Here is a 15,376-nt window from a genome sequence, read left to right on the forward strand (position 1 = left end):
AATTATGGTTTTTTCATTGAAATGGCCCCTCGCCATCCTCAGTTCTATTATTCTCGGCGTGACAGCCGGGATTACCGTTCCGGATCTGTGGAACGTAGAAACCGCTTCCGCACAGGGTCAACAACCGCAAAAACAACCGCAAAAACAACCCCAACAAAAAAGCTCCTTCCCCGATGTCCAACCCAATTATTGGGCGAGCCCGTTTATTGAAGGGTTAGCTCAAGAAGAAATTGTGCTAGGATATCCGGACGGAACCTTTAGACCCAATCAAAATATCGAGCGGGACGAGTTTGCGGCACTCATTCGCAAAGCCTTTGATGTGACCGAGAAACGGCAAATTTCCAGTGGTAGTGAGTTTAATGATGTTCCCGAAAATCATTGGGCAGTTCCGGCGATCGAGGAAGCCTATCAAGGTGGTTTTATGGACGCCTTTTCTAATAATAAGTTATTCTATCCCCAGCGAGAAATGACGCGAGCCGAGGCGATTACCTCCTTAGCACAAGGTTTACAACTGGTGCAAGTTCGTCCACCGGCTACGGCTGATCAAACTGGCGATCGCTCTCCCTCACGTCGGACAAGACGCCCAGTTGCCAAACGGCAACTCGCATTCCCCGTGGCGTTTACCGCCATGATGCAACCGTTCCTCTTAATTCAGCGAGCTAACGCACAACCTCCGGCACAACCCGGAACCGCCGTCGAGGAACCCACTCAACAATCCTTTGCCACCGAACAACCGACTCCGGATTTAACCGCCTATTATACTGATGCCGATCGCGTTCCCGCCGAGGCAACTGACCCCATCTTAGCGGCAACCCAAGCGAATATCGTGGTCAATCATCCCGATCCAGCAGTCCTCAACCCCACCGAATTTCTGAGTCGGGGTTCCGCTGCTGCCATGATTTATCAAAGCTTAGTCCATGCCGGACGCATGGAACCGCTACCGGAAAATTCGGCCGCCAATCAATACATTGTAGAACCCCCAGCAGAGAAGCAACCCTAAATGTACTAGGGGCAATTCTCGAATCGCCCCTACAAACGTCGAGGGAATGGGTCAGTCCATAAGCGGCGATCGCCATTTCCCTCAAACCCAGTCAGAGAAGCAAAAAGTCCGGATGCAGCCCGATTTGCGCGCAAGTTAGAGGGTGGAGTTTGCCGATTCATACCTCTGGGTGGTTGATGAATTCGTGCAGACCCCCTTTAAGCGCAATTAGAGTAAGGGCAACCTATGAAACGAATGAGTGCTGAGGACCTGCTGAATCATTATGAAGCCGGACAACGTGACTTTTTGCTGTTGGATCTCAGTGGTTTAGATCTGCGCGGGGCTTCCTTACCCCATATTAATCTCATGGGCGTTGATCTCGTCGGGTCCGATCTTAGCGGTGCCGATTTGAGCAATGCAGACCTCAGTGGTGCTGATCTCACGCGGGCGAACCTGTCCTATTCCAATCTGAGTGGAGTTGAACTCTCTCACGCGATCGTGGGTGAAGCGACCTTTACCGGAGTCAACCTCTCCGGGGCCATCCTCAATGGTCTAATTTTAGGCAGGGAAGATGCCCAGGGACCGAATTTCAGCGAAGCCAATTTAACCGGGGCCAGGTTAGTCGAGGTTCAGTTACCCACGGCCAATTTCACGGGGGCTAATCTCACCGCTGCGGACTTGGCCTATTCTCATCTCACTAGGGCTAACTTTTCCGAGACCTTTTTGCTGGGAACATTCCTTAAACAAGCCAATCTAGCGGGAGCCAATTTCAGACGCGCTCAGTTGTTCGGCACTTTTTTTGTAGAAGCTTGTTTAAGTGAGGCTTGTTTTGAGAATGCCTCGCTCAACTGTGTGAATTTCTATCATGCCGATTTAAACCAGGTTAACTTTGACCTCACCACCGATTACAAACGCCTCGTCATGCCAACCGGCTACCGAGGCGATCGCTCTAAATTCCGCCAGTTAAGAGAAAATCGCCAAGAGAATGTAGCCGTTAAACCCCCAGTTCAAGCACATTCCGTTCATTGGTGATGTTTGGTGATGGGGGAGATGTTCAACGTCCCGACTTGCTGTCGTTATCCCTCTTAGTTCAACGTCCCGACTTGCTGTCGTTCTCTTTCTTAGTTCAACGTCCCGACTTGCTGTCGTTATCCCTCTTCTGTTCAACGTCCCGACTTCAGTCGTTTCCTGGTTACTTGGCTTTACTCCAATAACGCCCCAATATCAGCGTCTGCCTCCAGTTCCCCAGCAGACAGGCGGTAGACCCTCCGATTGCTCGTGTTATGGCATCAGCCATAACACGAGAGCAACGACTGAAGTCGTTACTACGAACATGAACCCCATCTCCCCTAATCACTCCACTCCCCAAACTTTAACCGTCCCATCAGCGCTGCCACTGACGATGAAATGGGAAGTGGAGGGACTGAACGCCACTGCATTGACCCAGTTAGAATGGCCTGAAAACATCCGGAATTCTTTCCCCGTTCGCAGATGCCAGATTTTGAGGGTACTGTCTGCACTGCCACTCGCCAATTGATAACCATCGCGACTGAAGGCGACGGAATTAACGGGGTCTGAATGAGCCGAAAGGGTACCGCGTTCCTCACAGGTACTTAAGTTCCAGAGTTTGATGGAGCCATCTTCACAGCCACTGGCGATGGTTTTGCCGGTGGGACTAAAACTGATGGAATTAACCGCATCAGCATGACCCTCTAGGGTGCCGAGTTCTTCAGAGGTATTCCAGTTCCAGAGTTTGATGGTGCCATCCATGCTGCTACTGGCTAAAGATTCCCCATCGGGACTGAACAGAACCGAGGATACGGCATCGGAATGGCCTTCTAAGGTGGTAATTTCTTCTCCGGTGTCCAGGTTCCAGAGTTTGATGGTTTCATCGGCGGACCCACTGGCTAAAATGGGAAGTTTCGGATGCATGGCGACGGCATCAACGCGATAGGAATGACCGCGTAGGGTGCGAATTTCTTTGCCGGTTTGCAGGTTCCAGATTTTGATGGTTTCGTCACCGCTGCCAGAGGCGAGGAGTTTGCTATCGGGACTGAAGGTAACGGACCAGACGCCTTCGGAATGTCCGGAGAGGAGGATGGCGAGGACGCCACTGTGGAGACTCCAGATTTTGACGAGTCCATCTTCACTGCCACTGGCGACGCGACTGCCGTCGGGACTGACGGCGATGTCTTCGACCCAGCTAGAGATGCCACTGAGCGATCGCAATTCTTCGCCACTGTGCAGGTTCCATTTGGCGGTATCTCCGCCACTGCCACTGCCGACCATTTGACCATCGGGGGTAAAAACGACGGAATCCACCCACTCGGCGTCTCCTCCCAGGGTGCGGAGTTCTTCCCCGGTTTCTAAACTCCAGACTTTCAGGGTGCGATCGCCGCTGCCGCTGATTAATCGGCGACCATCAGGAGCGATCGCCAGGGAACTGACCCACTCCCCATGTCCTCTGAGGGTTTTTAAGGCTGAATTCTCAGGGATTTTCCCCGTTTCTACGTTCCACAGTTGCACCGTATCATCCGCACTGGCAGTGATCAGCAACCGTCCCTCCAGACTGAACGTTACCGCGTTGACTCCCGAAGTATGGCCGGTGAGGGTAGCGATCGCCCTCGGGTCACTCACACTCCACAGTTTAATCGTGCCATCTTCACTGCCACTGGCAATCTGCTCTCCATCGGGACTAAAGGCGACGGAATACACCCAGTCACGATGTCCCGTAAAGGTCTGTAATTCTTCCCCGGTGTCAATATTCCATAATTTAACCGTGCTGTCTCCGCCACTGACCAACTGTTTACCATCGGGACTAAAGGCGACGGAATATACCCAGTCGTAATGACCCTCTAGGGTTCTGAGTTCTTCCCCAGTCTCAACATTCCACAGTTTAATCGTATTATCCTTGGAACCGGACACCAGGAGTTGGCTATCGGGACTAAAGGTGACCGAGGTGACCCACCGGGAATGGCCGGTGAGGGTCTGTTTGAGGGAGGCTATTTTGGGAGAATTTTCCTCGTTGATGGTCCAGAGTTTGAGGGTGGCATCTCCACTGCCACTAGCGAGGAAACGACCATCGGGACTAAAGGCAACGGAATCCACCCAATCGGAATGTCCACTGAGAATGCCGAGTTCTTCTCCGGTTTCCAGATTCCAGAGTTTAATGGTATTGTCATTGCTGCCACTGGCTACCAACCGGCCATTGGGACTAATCGCCACGGAATAAATCCGGCTGGAATGTCCCCCCATCGTGCGGATGCACTTAAAAAAGCGATAGGGGTTATAGTCTTGTAAGGCTTTGCGAACCTCTAGTTCGGGCCGATTTCGCAGCAGCAAATAGGCCGCACGCTGCACGGGTTCTGATTCGTCCTTTAATGCCTTGATGACCTGCTCTAATCCCGAGGGTCCCTGCTTTACAGCCGTGGTGAGGGTATCGATTCTTGCTTCGATATCTGCGATCGCCGCCTGAGCATGGACTGGCTGAGTTGGATGATTTGCCATTGCTTTTTTTTACTCCGTGCCGCTCTATGAGCCGTTTCTCTGCATACAACAGACCCAGCGCTTGTCTCGCTATCGCGATTTTTTCCCTACCCCTTGAAGGGACAAACGCTGTTGCTTTTCTTTTCTTTTACTCTACCCCTCGATAGGACCCTTTTTCATCAGTCCCAACCGGAACAGATTGAGGCTCTCTGTCCCAGGAAAGCACTCAGGGGGTTAGAACCTTTGCCCGATCGCGCCGATTCCTACGTTTACTCACCTTCATGGCTATTCTTCCGCAGTAAAAGCGATTGCAGGGAGTGAGGTTTTCCGGGGGATTGAGGCGTTTCGACCGCATCCCCAGATTGAATGGGGTCCGTGAAGTTTTCCCTCCTTCCTGGGATACCCCCCTGTTCTCTCCCCTCTTCTGGGTTAGTTTTATTCAAATTTTATCTGATTTCTGGACTCAGGGAAACAACTTTTTATAAAGTTTTAACGAATTTCTGGACTCAGGGAAACGAGGTTTTATCAAGTTTTAACGAATTTCTGGCATGAGAAAGAAAAATATGCTATTTTTGCTTTCCCGCTGCGTTGATGAAGACCTGTTTACCGGACTGGCTCTTTTTCCCTCAGCCTTCGGGGGTTTTAGAGTCTTGGTTTTGGGCTAAAAAAATTCAGGGTGAGCTGGGGTTATTCCTCAGATTGTTTCGGTCAGTTTGTCGGGGATTCTCATGACGGGACTGGAGAATTTAAGACCGGATAAATCTTCCCTGATTAACCTAGGGAATGGGCAGCATTGAAGCGGTTTGAGCGGAACTTTCGGGTTTAACCCGTCTTGGGGAAGCGAGTTCCCCACTGAATCTCGGTAGGCGATCGCCTGGGAATCCCAGAAAAATTCGGTAGTGGGCAATCTCATAGCGATCGCCCACTCGGAACCGATGTTTTTCCCACTGGGGGATTCGAGTTGCGAGGTTAGAGGATGTTCTCCAGGCAACGGCTCGATTTTTCGGGTTCATAACCCGGGAGTACAAAGTTGCCAGTCACCTCTTGGGCAACTGACCCTCCACTTCGACTCCCCTTTACTTTCCCAAATCTCTCAAAAATCCGTAACTCAACCGCACTTGATTCTCTTGATTAACCCAACTTCATGGGGGGATAAACTCCGCCTTAACTGAGGTTTAAATCCCAGAGAATTCCGTTAGTTTTCTTCCCCTTCTGTGTTTTCGCTGTTTTCGTCACGGTTGCCATTCATATTAGAGTTACGGTTCTTGAAAAAGCGACCGGAATTAGTCGGTTTGCGGAATTGGCGCGCATAAGCTTTATTCCGTTGTGCTTTTTCTTTTTTGGGATTGCGACGTTTTGCCATTATTATGGACCTCAAGGATAAACAACAAAAATGACTCTTGGCTCTAGGGTAGCTCTCGGGTACGATCGCCGCGAGGTACAGACTGACCCGACTGGCGATCGCTCCATTGATTGCACAGGTGTCAATTGCACAATCACGAGTTAGAACAAACAGGGCAAGGGGACGGAATTCCTGAACAGGGGGCAAGGGTTAGCACTCCCACCCAATATCCGAGCAGTTTCGTACCGAGGGTGAAACCCAGCTCACCCATTTCGGATGGGGATAGGCTCAATCCCATCCATTCGGGTTTCTATGAGAACCTTTCTCCCGAAAGAAAGCAAGCGATCGCCCATCATCCGGTGAGTCTCTTTTGGATGGGGCGGTTTACCCCCCCTACTCCGGATGAATCCGATCCACTATTTTATGCCAGGGAACGCACAATTTCTCGAATTGCTCTCGGCCTAGACTGTAGCTGAGTTCTATGGAATCTCAATCACAGGCATGACCGAACTTGCGTAGCACTAAATTCATGATAACAGCAAAGAGCTATCCCCTCTGGGGAGGATGGGGATGATGGGGGAACGACTGAAGTCGGGACGTTGAACTTGGGAACGTTAGGATTTGTTGTCTTGAAATCCTGTAAACTCATCAACGATGATGATTCTAACAGGTTGTAGGTTAAAATCAGGACGGCTTGGCCCGGTTTTCATCTCGTGGCTCAAGTCACTGGGGTGTTCCGCGTTGTTTTTTGCTCATGGAGCAGAGGGAGGGAGTCAGCTCAAGCCTACACAACAAGGCGATCGGGGTAAACAGATTGAGGCTCGGTGGTGGTCGTTGAATCCAGGATGATTTGATTTATGAAGCGCTTATGGCATTTTACGCAAGCCGTGCTCGGGATTGTGTTTCGACATCCCGTCCTCGGAATTAGCATCATTCCCCTGTTAGACAACGGTCAAATCGTGTTGGTGCGCCGTCGCGATAATGGCAAATGGGGTCTACCCGGAGGCATGGTGGACTGGGGGGAAGATATTCCGAATACCTTAAAACGGGAACTCACGGAAGAAACGGGCCTAGAAGTGACTCAAGTGGGTCGTTTAGTGGGAATTTATTCCGCCCCCGATCGCGATCCCCGGATTCATTCGATCTGCGTCGTCGTCGCCGCACAGGTCCAGGGGGAGATGAAAATCTATGATACCGCTGAAATTCTTGAGGTCAAGGCATTTGACCGGGATTCTCTACCCCTGGGTCAACTGTCCCATGACCACGATCGCCAATTACAGGACTTTCTCAATGGTGTGACGATAGTCGCTTAATTGGGTCGGGGAGCGTGGTACCCTGATTGGGGATCGGAGGAGTTACCTCGGGTTTCCTTCTGTCAACGGCGATCGTCAACTCCTCCGGCCTCATAAACCCTTAACTCGATACGGATGCGTTTCAAGGACTCAGGATGACTCTACCGCTCCGCAATTCCCGAATCAAACTGTCCCAAGGGCAACTGTTCTGGCGTGAAGTCGGCCAGGAGGGACTCACTCTAGTATTTTTACATGGTTCGTGGAGCGATAGCGCTCAATGGGTGCCAGTGATTGAGCGCCTCCGGGCCAATTATCACTGTTTTGCCTTAGATTTACTCGGGTTTGGTGAGTCGGAACAGCCGAATATCCACTACTCGATCGCCCTACAGGTGGAGTGTTTACACGAATTTCTGGAAACACTGAACCCCGGCCCGGTTTATCTGGTGGGTGACTCTCTTGGCGCTTGGGTGGCAGCGAGTTACGCCCTGAAATATCCCGAGGTGGTGCCAGGATTGGTGTTGCTGACCCCGGAAGGGGTCCAGGTGGAAGGGTTGAAAAACCGCTGGTTTAGGACTCGCCTTTGGATTCAGGCGTTGCCTTTGATTCGCAAGTTACAATCGGTCCTCTTTCCCCTCGCCAGAATCTTGCGCTTGCACCAAGTGATGCATCAAGCTTTGTTAAATGCCGATCGCTTACAAAAATTTGGGGTAGCTTGTCAGATTTTGTTTCAACGTCGGCAGAGTGAAATTGAAGGGGAGTTGTTGCAGGACCGTTTGAGTTGGCTGAAAATCCCGGTTTTGATTTTAATCGGCGATCGCGATACCCCAACGGCAGTCGCCCTATCCGAAACCTACCATCGGGCGATCGCTGATGCGCATTTACGCCGCATTCCCGAGGGCCATTCTAATTTACCCGAAGAACTCCCGGATCTCGTGGCCCAACAGATTCGAGATTTTATTTCTAATATAGAGGCTTAAACCCAGGAGCGGGTAAACTTTCCCCGGACTGCTGCTGTTTGATGCAGCAAATCCCCGAAAAAATCAGATCCGGCATGGCGATCGCCTGTTTTGCTATTTCTGGCGCAGTCTCCTGGAGATATCTCAGCAGCATTTCCCCCCCTCCTCCGGTGATCACCACAGGTGAGGTGGGAAAGCGCTGCCACCAGTCGCTGATAAAGTCTCGCACCCCGGCCCCAATCCCATAGACTACCCCAGAAGCGATCGCCTCGGGGGTATTTAAAGCCCACCGTGGGGGTAAGGTCCCGGGAAATGTTACCCGAGGTAATGCTGCGGTTTTTTCCGTTAACGATTGCAGTTGTAACCCAAACCCCGGGAGAATTGCCCCTCCGACTAATCGGCCCTCGGGATCCGCCCCGGTCAAGGTGAGGGCGGTTCCTGCATCCACGACCAAAACCGGCCAACCTGATTCGGTTGCGGCCCCTACTAAGGCCAAGGCGCGATCGATTCCCAAGGTGGGATAAAGTCCCAACAGGGGCAAATCCGCGAGGGTAATCCGGTTGAATCTCCGGTATGACTGCCAAAGCGCTAACTGTTGGGGAACGACGGAGGCGATCCACAGGGGCGGGTTCGGGGCGATCGCCTCATCCCCCAGGGGACCGGGATACTCCAGACTTCCATCCCACAACTCCCCCCGGTTCCAGGCATCAATGAGCTTTTCCCTAGCAGCAGCGTCTAAATGAGGGCTGTGCCACACCTGTTTGCAGAGTTCTCCCTGAAACCAGGCCCAGTGGAGTCTGGAATTGCCGATGCTTAAGGCCAGCCAGTTGCCCTGGTCACTTCCCGATTCGGTTGCACTGTTGCTCATGTTTAGGGTGGCCCTGGGTTCCCCTGCTTTTTCCGTCCCCTTAAAGTCGCTTATAATCAAATAAAGATGTATCGATTGAAGCTTTTTAAAATTTTATCAGACATTATAGCAATTTTTTCAATTGATTTCACTAACAATTATAAAAAATACCTTAAATTTTTATAAAAATTTGTTAAGATAACAGAATAGCTGCATCTGCTTCATCGATTTATGTTGGCCCCCTCCGATAAAAATTTATGTATATAAAAGAACAAGCCCCCTACTGTACATGGCCGAAGCCTGATTTATCACTCCCGCAAGCCAGTCGCTCAATTCAGGAGGCGACTGAGACTTACAAAGAAGGTATGGAGATACAAAATTTACCTCCTCGGGAACTCCAGAGGGAGGTAGAGCGATCGCGATTGCTCAACCAGATCAATCATCAAGTTCGCAGTAGCCTGGATTTAGATGAAGTGCTCCAAGCCGCCTGTCTTTTGTTAGGGGAAACCTTCAACTGTAGTCGAGTCAGCATTTTAGTCAACGAATCGGAAGCGGGAGACTGGCTAATCACCCGAGGAGAGTATAAAACCGATGATTACACCAGCCAACTAGGAGCCCGAGTGCCGTTGGCGGATAATCCCCACTTGCATCAGTTGATGTCTCAGGCGGAACCCCTAGCGGTGACTCGGTTTTTAGAGTTTCCTGGTTTGGGGGAAGAAACCTTACAACTGGTACAGGCACTGGGAATTAAGTCCATGCTGGCGATCGCCACTTCCTACCAGGGGAAAGTTAATGGGATTATCGGACTGCATCAGTGCGATCGCGAACGGGAGTGGTCGCAATGGGAACAAGACCTATTAGAAGGAGTAGCCTCCCAACTGGCGATCGCCATTAACCAAGCCCAATTGTACAGTGCCACCCGCGCTGCCGCACAAAGGGAGTCTTTACTGCGCCTAATTACCAACCAAATTCGCAGTACATTGGACCTGAATACGGTTTTAAAAACCGCAGTCCAGGGAGTCCGGGAACTCTTGAATACTGACCGGGTGGTGATTTACCGCTTCCTAGAAAACTGGGCCGGGGAAATCGTGGTTGAAGACCTTAAGGTACCTTGGCCGCCGATTTTGGGGGGGGCTATAGCGGATAATTGTTTTAAAACCGACCATGCCGAACTCTATAAACAAGGGCGAGTTCGGGCGATCGATGATATTCATAATTCTGGATTAAATACTTGTCATGCGGAGTTCTTAGAGCAATTGCAAGTCAAGGCCAATTTAATCGTTCCCATTAATATGCCCGATCATCTCTGGGGGTTGTTGATTGCTCATGAATGTCATTCAAACCGCCATTGGACCCAAGGAGAAATCGAACTCCTAGAACAGTTAGGCCATCAGATGGCAATTGCTATCTCACAAGCAGAACTTTATCAAAAGGTTCAGGATTCTGCGGCCCAATATCAAGCCCAGGCTGAACAATTAGAACGGACTTTACAAGAACTGAAAGCCACCCAGCAACAACTCATTCAAAGCGAAAAATTGTCGAGTTTGGGACAGTTGGTGGCTGGAGTCGCTCATGAAATTAACAATGCTAATAATTTTGTTCATGCTAATTTATTTTACGTCCAAGAATATGTGGAAGCTTTGAAAAAAGCGGTTGATATTTACGAATCGGCGGCCTCAGAAATTCCTCCAGAAATCGAAGAGTTGAATGAAGAAGTCGATTTGGATTATATCCGGTCTGATTCCCCGAACCTGATTGGTTCCATGCAGCAAGGGAGCGATCGCATTCGCAAAATTGTCCAAAACTTGCGGAATTTTTCCCGTTTAGATGAAGCCGGGGCTAAACCCGTGAATCTCAGTGAAGGTCTGGAAAGCAGTTTATCGATGTTGCAACATCGATTTTCCCCGGCGTTAAAAATTCATAAACATTATCATGCTAAAGCCCGAGTTGAATGTCATCCGGCCCAGATTAATCAAGTGTTTTTTAACTTAATTGACAATGCTTTAGATGCGATCGCCGCCAATCCAGATACAGAGGGTGAACTGACCCTGGCGATTTGCGAACCCTATCCCAATTGGGTGAGCATTTCCATCAAAGATAATGGTCCGGGAATCTCTCCAGAGATTCAAGACCAAATTTTTAATCCGTTTTTTACCACAAAACCCGTGGGGAAAGGCACTGGGTTAGGTCTGTCCCTGTGTTATCAAATTATCGTCAAGGGTCATAACGGGAAGATTCGCTGCATCAGCGAAGGGGAAGGGACGGAGTTTATTGTAGAACTGCCCCTCAAAATGGGTGAGGAGACATAAACCCATTCCCCACCTCCATCCCGCAAGTCGTCACTATTCCTAGATAGGACTTACGCAATATTTAATATGAACCCCTAACAGAAGAGGCGATTCGCTTTCTCGCCTCTTCTGTTAGGGTGAAAATCAATCTTTAACTATAACACAGGGATTCCCGGGGGGAATCGGTGATTGGTAAGGCTTATGATTACCATATATTTTTCCATGAAAACTAATGGTTAAAATATGTAACAATATTAAAAAGTAAGCAAACCCTAACATCGACAAGAACAGGAGGCCACTCAATGGTAGCCGTCACCGACAGAGTACAACCGAGACTGACGATCGCAACGGGGGAAATCGCCACCGAAACCACAGCAATTCGCTGTTTGGATTGGGACCGCGATCGGTTTGATATCGAATTTGGCCTGCAAAACGGGACCACTTATAATTCCTTTCTGATTCGGGGGAGTCAGACTGCCTTGGTGGATACCTCCCATGCCAAATTCCGCGAGTCCTATTTGCCAACCCTTTGCCAGGAAATCGACCCAACTCAAATCGATTACCTGATCATCAGTCATACGGAACCGGATCATAGCGGATTAGTTAAAGATGTCTTAGCACTCGCCCCAGATATTACCATTGTCGGGGCCAAAGTTGCCATTCAGTTTTTAGAAGACTTAGTTCATCAACCCTTTAAACGTTTAATTGTCAAAAATGGGGATACCCTGGATTTAGGCAACGGCCATGTCCTAGAATTTTTCAATGCCCCGAATTTGCACTGGCCGGATACAATCTTTACCTACGATGCCAAAACGCAGATTCTATTTACCTGCGATGCCTTTGGAATGCACTATTGTTCCGATAAAACCTTCGATGAAAACTTAAGTGAAATTGAAGCGGATTATCACTTTTATTACGAATGTTTGATGGCCCCGAATGCGCGATCGGTTCTGAGTGCCATGAAGCGGATGCCGGAAGTGGAAAAAATTAGCACGATCGCCACCGGCCACGGACCTCTACTGCGGTATAATGTCGGGGAACTCACCGGACGATACAAACAGTGGAGTCAGGAACAAGCCAAGGCAGACACCACCGTTGCGGTGTTTTATTTTTCCGATTACGGCTATAGCGATCGCCTCTCCCAAGCGGTGGCCCACGGGATTACCAAAACCGGCGTTAACGTAGAAATGATGGATTTGCGATCGGCAGAACCCCAGGAAGTGAGGGAACTGGTCAGTGTCGCCTCGGGAATCGCCCTCGGTGCACCCCCATTAACGGGACCGGGTGCAGAAAATGCAGAAGCGGCGATCGGGACCATTTTAGTGGCCGCCAATAACAAACAGGCGATCGGACTCTTTGAATCCGGTGGAGGTAACGACCAATCCATCTATCCCCTCGCCGTTAAATTTAAAGAACTCGGGCTCAAACAGGGATTTCCCAACATTATCGTCAAGGAAAACCCCACGGAAGCCACCTATCAACTGTGCGATGAAGCGGGAACCGACATGGGACAGATGCTGACCCTGAAGAAAGCCATCAAACAGATGAAATCCTTAGATAGTGAACTGGATAAAGCCTTGGGGCGGATTAGCGGGGGATTGTATATCATCACCGCCCAGAAAGGGGATGTGAGTAGTGCCATGTTAGCCTCCTGGGTGACGCAAGCCAGTTTTGAACCCCTGGGGATTACCATTGCTGTTGCCAAAGACCGGGCGATCGAAGCGTTAATGCACGTCGGCGATACTTTCGTGCTCAATGTCCTGGATGAAGACAACTATCAAGGACTGATGCGACACTTCCTCAAACGCTTCCCCCCGGGGGCCGATCGCTTTGCCGGAATCAAAACCCAACCCGCGAACAACGGTAGTCCGATTCTGAGTGAAGCCCTTGCCTATCTGGAATGCCAAGTCATCAGTCGCATGGAATGTCCCGATCACTGGATCGTGTATAGCCAGGTAGACAATGGCCGAGTCTCCAATCCCGATGCCTTACCTGCAATCCACCATCGCAAAGTAGGCAATCATTATTAGACCGATGCCATTGCTCATTTTTCCTAGGGCATCGGTACAGTAAAGGTTAGAAACCAGGTTTCTTATCCTAATCTGTTGCTAATCACCAACATTTGGGTAAAGAAACCTGGTTTTTGTCCTAGCTTATCTAATCCTGTATCGGCGTCCTAGGAAATGAGCCAGGAGAGCAAATTGATTCCTCATATCTGCACAAGGGTTAGATAATGAGGGATGATTGTAATTGTTTTAAGTAAACTGTCTTAGCGCATTCCTCACTCATGATAGAAACAACGACTAAACAACGTGATGTTCAGGTGGTCCTGATTGCCGAAGAAACCCGAGTGATGCGATCGCGCACTTGGGACCGCCTGAAATTTGAGGTGGAATATTCCCTAGCTAAAGGAACCACCGCCAACTCATTTTTAATTCAAGGGGATAAAATTGCCCTGATCGACCCACCCGGGGAATCCTTTACTAAAAATTATTTAGAGTCGCTGAAGTCCCGAATTGACCTTTCCCAGATTGATTATGTCATTCTGGGACATTTTAATGCCAATCGCGGGGAGACGATTAAAGCGCTATTGAATCTTGCGCCGCAAGTGCAATTTGTTTGTACCAATCCCGGGGCGATCGCCTTACGCCAATTCTTGGAAACCGAAGACTTAAATATTTTGGTTATCCGAGGGGAAGATACCTTAGATTTAGGTCAGGGACATCAGTTACAATTCATTGCCACTCCGACTCCCAAATGGCCGGATGAATTGTTAACTTACGACCCCAAAACTAAAATTCTGTTCACCGATAAATTCTTTGGGGCTCATGTTTGCGGAGACCAAATTTTTGATGAAGGTTGGGCCATTTATAGTGAAGACCGACGGTTTTACTATGATTGCTTACACGCACCCCAGGCGAAACAGGTGATCTCGGCGTTGGATAAAATAGCTGAATTACCCGAGGTAAAATTGTATGCCACGGGTCATGGACCGTTAGTTTTGTATGGCAAAAAAGAACTGACGGAATTGTATCGGTCCTGGAGTAATTTGCAGAAGTCTCAGGATTTGACTGTGGCTTTAGTTTATGCTTCAGCTTATGGGAATACCGCCATCGTGGGACAGGCGATCGCCCGAGGGTTAACTAAAGCGGGAATAGCAGTAGAATTTCTGAATTGTGAACAAGCCGAACCCTCGGAAATTCAGGCGGCTGTGGAAAAATGCGATGGATTTATTATCGGGTCTCCCACCTTGGGAGGTCATGCACCGACCCAAATTCAAACCGCTTTGGGGATTATTTTGAAAACCGCCTCTACCAGTAAATTGGCCGGAGTATTTGGGTCATTTGGGTGGAGTGGAGAAGCGATCGACCTGTTGGAAAGTAAGTTAACCGATGCGGGATATCAGTTTGGCTTTGACCCGATTCGGGTGAAGTTTAAACCCACCGATGTGACCTTGCAAGCTTGTGAAGAATCTGCCCTGGATTTCGCCCAAAATTTGAAGCGATCGCAGAAACGACGGACGGCTAAATCTTCCTTAAATACAGGAGTAACCAGCGATCGCACTGCCCAAGCCGTCGGTCGAATTGTTGGGTCTTTATGCGTTGTTTCCGCCAAACGCGGGGATGTGATTAGCGGAATGTTAGCCTCCTGGGTTTCCCAAGGCTCATTTAATCCTCCCGGTTTAACCGTTGCCGTCGCCAAAGACCGGGCATTGGAATCCCTCACCCATACCGGGGATAAATTTGTGCTAAATATTTTAGCAGAAGGGAAACAATTACGCAAGCATTTCATGAAGCGATTTGCTCCCGGGGAAGACCGATTTGTGGGGTTAGAAACCATTGAGGCCGCGAACGGTTGTCCAATTTTAAAAGATGGACTCGCTTATCTGGAATGTGTGGTGCAAAACCGCATGGAATGTGGAGATCATTGGGTGGTGTATGCCACGGTGGAAAATGGCAAAGTGCTGGATACCGAAGGGGTAACGGCTGTTCATTATCGCAAAACTGGGAGTTTTTATTAAACCCCTCTCCAACTCCGGTCCCCTCCCCTTGCCAAGGGGAGGGGACCATCAGGTGCAGTGAGAACCCCACCCTAACCCGGACCAAGACACAGGGGAGGGGACCGGATGTGCAGTTAAGCGTAAAAAACCTATGGGGGGCGCAGAATGGATCCAGTTCTCTCCCTC

General features: G+C 49.7%; 13 protein-coding genes. 8 read left to right on the forward strand and 5 right to left on the reverse strand.

Features of this window, described 5'->3' with window-relative positions; all coding sequences use genetic code 11:
• Window positions 1-4 precede the first annotated feature (4 nt).
• Complete coding sequence (locus NG795_RS14165; RefSeq protein ID WP_367289313.1) at window positions 5-1,000, forward strand: S-layer homology domain-containing protein; 996 nt, start codon at window positions 5-7, stop codon at window positions 998-1,000.
• A gap of 29 nt (window positions 1,001-1,029) precedes the next feature.
• Here NG795_RS14165 and NG795_RS14170 read toward each other — a convergent pair whose 3' ends face one another.
• Window positions 1,030-1,161 carry a hypothetical protein gene (locus NG795_RS14170; RefSeq protein WP_367289314.1) on the reverse strand — a complete coding sequence of 44 codons (132 nt, stop codon included), beginning with the start codon at window positions 1,159-1,161 and terminating at the stop codon, window positions 1,030-1,032.
• 64 nt (window positions 1,162-1,225) lie between these two features.
• Here NG795_RS14170 and NG795_RS14175 point away from each other — a divergent pair, with 64 nt between their 5' ends.
• Window positions 1,226-2,011 carry a pentapeptide repeat-containing protein gene (locus NG795_RS14175; protein ID WP_367289315.1) on the forward strand — a complete coding sequence of 262 codons (786 nt, stop codon included), beginning with the start codon at window positions 1,226-1,228 and terminating at the stop codon, window positions 2,009-2,011.
• 321 nt (window positions 2,012-2,332) lie between these two features.
• Here NG795_RS14175 and NG795_RS14180 read toward each other — a convergent pair whose 3' ends face one another.
• The 3 genes from NG795_RS14180 to NG795_RS14190 form a co-directional block, all read right to left on the reverse strand.
• Complete coding sequence (locus NG795_RS14180) at window positions 2,333-4,486, reverse strand: WD40 repeat domain-containing protein (protein ID WP_367289316.1); 2,154 nt, start codon at window positions 4,484-4,486, stop codon at window positions 2,333-2,335.
• A 755-nt stretch (window positions 4,487-5,241) separates the two neighbouring features.
• Entirely contained in the window at window positions 5,242-5,478 is a 237-nt protein-coding gene (locus NG795_RS14185) for a hypothetical protein (RefSeq protein WP_367289317.1), read from the reverse strand.
• A 182-nt stretch (window positions 5,479-5,660) separates the two neighbouring features.
• A complete protein-coding gene (locus tag NG795_RS14190) occupies window positions 5,661-5,828 on the reverse strand; it encodes an Asl3888 family RNA-binding protein (RefSeq protein ID WP_015151665.1) in 168 nt (55 codons plus the stop codon).
• A gap of 230 nt (window positions 5,829-6,058) precedes the next feature.
• Here NG795_RS14190 and NG795_RS14195 point away from each other — a divergent pair, with 230 nt between their 5' ends.
• The 3 genes from NG795_RS14195 to NG795_RS14205 all read left to right on the forward strand — a co-directional run bounded on the left by NG795_RS14195 (window position 6,059) and on the right by NG795_RS14205 (window position 8,076).
• On the forward strand, window positions 6,059-6,283 hold the full coding sequence (locus NG795_RS14195) for a hypothetical protein (RefSeq protein WP_367289318.1): 225 nt from the start codon (window positions 6,059-6,061) through the stop codon (window positions 6,281-6,283).
• A 381-nt stretch (window positions 6,284-6,664) separates the two neighbouring features.
• The gene (locus NG795_RS14200) at window positions 6,665-7,120 is read left to right on the forward strand and encodes an NUDIX hydrolase (protein ID WP_367289319.1); all 456 of its coding nucleotides are present in this window, start codon (window positions 6,665-6,667) and stop codon (window positions 7,118-7,120) included.
• Between the two features lie 134 nt (window positions 7,121-7,254).
• A complete protein-coding gene (locus NG795_RS14205) occupies window positions 7,255-8,076 on the forward strand; it encodes an alpha/beta fold hydrolase (protein ID WP_367289320.1) in 822 nt (273 codons plus the stop codon).
• On the opposite strand, the gene NG795_RS14210 is transcribed toward NG795_RS14205, so the two are convergent.
• Window positions 8,060-8,923 carry a pantothenate kinase gene (locus tag NG795_RS14210; protein WP_367289321.1) on the reverse strand — a complete coding sequence of 288 codons (864 nt, stop codon included), beginning with the start codon at window positions 8,921-8,923 and terminating at the stop codon, window positions 8,060-8,062. The two genes, NG795_RS14205 and NG795_RS14210, sit on opposite strands and share 17 nt — an antisense overlap.
• Before the next feature lie 236 nt (window positions 8,924-9,159).
• On the opposite strand from NG795_RS14210, the gene NG795_RS14215 reads away from it, so the two are divergent.
• The 3 genes from NG795_RS14215 (at window position 9,160) to NG795_RS14225 (ending at window position 15,211) form a co-directional block, all read left to right on the forward strand.
• Window positions 9,160-11,211, forward strand: coding sequence for a GAF domain-containing sensor histidine kinase (locus tag NG795_RS14215; RefSeq protein ID WP_367289322.1), 2,052 nt, complete (start codon window positions 9,160-9,162; stop codon window positions 11,209-11,211).
• Window positions 11,212-11,492: 281 nt separating this feature from the next.
• On the forward strand, window positions 11,493-13,220 hold the full coding sequence (locus NG795_RS14220) for a diflavin flavoprotein (protein ID WP_367289323.1): 1,728 nt from the start codon (window positions 11,493-11,495) through the stop codon (window positions 13,218-13,220).
• 257 nt (window positions 13,221-13,477) lie between these two features.
• Complete coding sequence (locus tag NG795_RS14225) at window positions 13,478-15,211, forward strand: diflavin flavoprotein (protein ID WP_367289324.1); 1,734 nt, start codon at window positions 13,478-13,480, stop codon at window positions 15,209-15,211.
• Window positions 15,212-15,376 lie beyond the last annotated feature (165 nt).

Origin of the sequence: Laspinema palackyanum D2c, from assembly GCF_025370875.1 — a bacterium.
Taxonomy (GTDB): domain Bacteria; phylum Cyanobacteriota; class Cyanobacteriia; order Cyanobacteriales; family Laspinemataceae; genus Laspinema; species Laspinema palackyanum.

Excerpts from the sequence above, each read along its gene's own strand:
- NG795_RS14190 (WP_015151665.1), bottom strand. The coding sequence starts at position 5,828 with ATGGCAAAACGTCGCAATCCCAAAAAAGAAAAAGCACAACGGAATAAA.
- NG795_RS14175 (WP_367289315.1), top strand. The coding sequence starts at position 1,226 with ATGAAACGAATGAGTGCTGAGGACCTGCTGAATCATTATGAAGCCGGA.
- NG795_RS14165 (WP_367289313.1), top strand. The coding sequence starts at position 5 with ATGGTTTTTTCATTGAAATGGCCCCTCGCCATCCTCAGTTCTATTATT.
- NG795_RS14215 (WP_367289322.1), top strand. The coding sequence starts at position 9,160 with ATGTATATAAAAGAACAAGCCCCCTACTGTACATGGCCGAAGCCTGAT.
- NG795_RS14180 (WP_367289316.1), bottom strand. The coding sequence starts at position 4,486 with ATGGCAAATCATCCAACTCAGCCAGTCCATGCTCAGGCGGCGATCGCA.
- NG795_RS14170 (WP_367289314.1), bottom strand. The coding sequence starts at position 1,161 with ATGAATCGGCAAACTCCACCCTCTAACTTGCGCGCAAATCGGGCTGCA.
- NG795_RS14205 (WP_367289320.1), top strand. The coding sequence starts at position 7,255 with ATGACTCTACCGCTCCGCAATTCCCGAATCAAACTGTCCCAAGGGCAA.
- NG795_RS14225 (WP_367289324.1), top strand. The coding sequence starts at position 13,478 with ATGATAGAAACAACGACTAAACAACGTGATGTTCAGGTGGTCCTGATT.
- NG795_RS14185 (WP_367289317.1), bottom strand. The coding sequence starts at position 5,478 with ATGAACCCGAAAAATCGAGCCGTTGCCTGGAGAACATCCTCTAACCTC.
- NG795_RS14200 (WP_367289319.1), top strand. The coding sequence starts at position 6,665 with ATGAAGCGCTTATGGCATTTTACGCAAGCCGTGCTCGGGATTGTGTTT.
- NG795_RS14220 (WP_367289323.1), top strand. The coding sequence starts at position 11,493 with ATGGTAGCCGTCACCGACAGAGTACAACCGAGACTGACGATCGCAACG.
- NG795_RS14210 (WP_367289321.1), bottom strand. The coding sequence starts at position 8,923 with ATGAGCAACAGTGCAACCGAATCGGGAAGTGACCAGGGCAACTGGCTG.